The 1,599-nt window shown below is 47.5% G+C and carries 1 protein-coding gene; it reads left to right on the forward strand.

Annotation, left to right across the window (positions count from 1 at the left end):
- Positions 1–228 precede the first annotated feature (228 nt).
- The gene (tyrS, locus tag F566_RS0100115; protein ID WP_020404960.1) at positions 229–1,434 is read left to right on the forward strand and encodes a tyrosine--tRNA ligase; all 1,206 of its coding nucleotides are present in this window, start codon (positions 229–231) and stop codon (positions 1,432–1,434) included.
- Positions 1,435–1,599 lie beyond the last annotated feature (165 nt).

The raw sequence follows: 1,599 nt of genomic DNA on the forward strand, positions 1-1,599 counted from the left end.
TCGGAGAAAGTCATCTGATCCATGGATAGTATTCCTGATGAGTGAAGTTGGCCGTATTATGACTGATTTGGGGAGTTATTCAGAGCCTCCCTAAAAAAATACTGGTATACTGTGGCGCCTTTCGATCAATAGTTGATCATTTTGCCGCAAGAGTATGTGTGAAAATGGTCAACGAAGTCGATTACCGAGTGTTAATAGCGTAACAAGTTGCAACAGGCCGGAAGACGAATGTCATCAGTATCTCTTGAAGAATCCCTGGCGCTTATCAAGCGCGGAACAGACGAAATTACCAAAGAAGAAGAGCTGGTTGAAAAGCTCAAACAAGGCAGGCCTTTGAAAATCAAAGCCGGTTTTGATCCCACTGCACCTGATTTGCATCTGGGGCACACAGTACTTATTAATAAGCTGAAGCAATTTCAGGATTTGGGGCACGAGGTGATATTCCTGATTGGGGACTTCACTGGAATGATCGGAGACCCTACCGGCAAAAGTGCTACCAGGCCCCCTTTGACTCTAGATGATGTCGCCAGAAATGCGGAGACATATAAAGAGCAGGTATTCAAAATTCTCGATCCGGCGAAGACCAAAGTTCGTTTCAATAGCGAATGGATGGGGCAAATGTCAGCGGCGGACATGATTCGTCTGGCAGGGCAATACACGGTTGCTCGTATGTTGGAGCGAGATGATTTCAATAAGCGTTATGCCAATGAGCAGTCGATTTCAATCCATGAATTTCTGTATCCATTAGTGCAGGGGCAGGATAGCGTTGCTTTGGAGGCGGATGTCGAGCTGGGCGGGACTGATCAGAAGTTCAATCTGCTTATGGGGCGTATGCTGCAAAAGAATGCAGGACAGGCTCCGCAGGTAATTATTACCATGCCAATCCTGGAAGGGTTGGATGGCGTCCAGAAAATGTCGAAGTCGCTTGGTAACTATGTTGGGGTGAATGACCTCCCGGGTGAAATGTACACCAAACTGCTCTCTATGCCGGATGATTTGATTGCGCGTTACTTCGAGTTGCTGAGCTTCCGGCCTATGGAAGAAGTGGAAGCTTTGCTTCAGCAAATTAAAGAGGGAAGAAATCCTCAAGAGGTCAAGCGTGAATTGGCTGAAGAGATCATCACTCGTTTTCATGGTAAAGAAGCGGCTGAGGGTGCGCATAAAGGAGCGGGTAACCAAGTCCGATTGGGTGAAATTCCTGAGGATGTGAAAGAAGTTGAGGTTAGTGCCGAAGGGCAGGCTGAAATCTTCGCCGCTTCCTTATTGCGTCTGGCTGGGTTGGCTGCAAATGGTGCTGCCGCAAAAGATGCGCTTGGGCGTGGTGCTGTTTTTGTAGATGGCGAAAAAATTGCGCCTGACTATAGATTTCTTCCTGGTACGACCCAGATCGTTCAGGCGGGTAAAAAGAAGATTGCCCGGGTGCGTATAGTTTAGCTCTCTGCTCATATTGGTCCCGGATATGAAGGGGATATCCGGGGCTTCCTGTTAACGGTCTATCGAGTGCTTTTTAACCAAAATATATTATTTTGGATTTTTCTGAAGAAAGGGGTTGCAACGTCGAGCAAGCGACGTATAATGCGCACCTCTTCTGCAGCGGAG

The sequence above is a fragment of the Hahella ganghwensis DSM 17046 genome (assembly GCF_000376785.1).
GTDB classification, from domain to species: Bacteria; Pseudomonadota; Gammaproteobacteria; order Pseudomonadales; family Oleiphilaceae; genus Hahella; species Hahella ganghwensis.

Coding starts and splice junctions, on each gene's coding strand:
- tyrS (WP_020404960.1), top strand. CDS start 229: ATGTCATCAGTATCTCTTGAAGAATCCCTGGCGCTTATCAAGCGCGGA.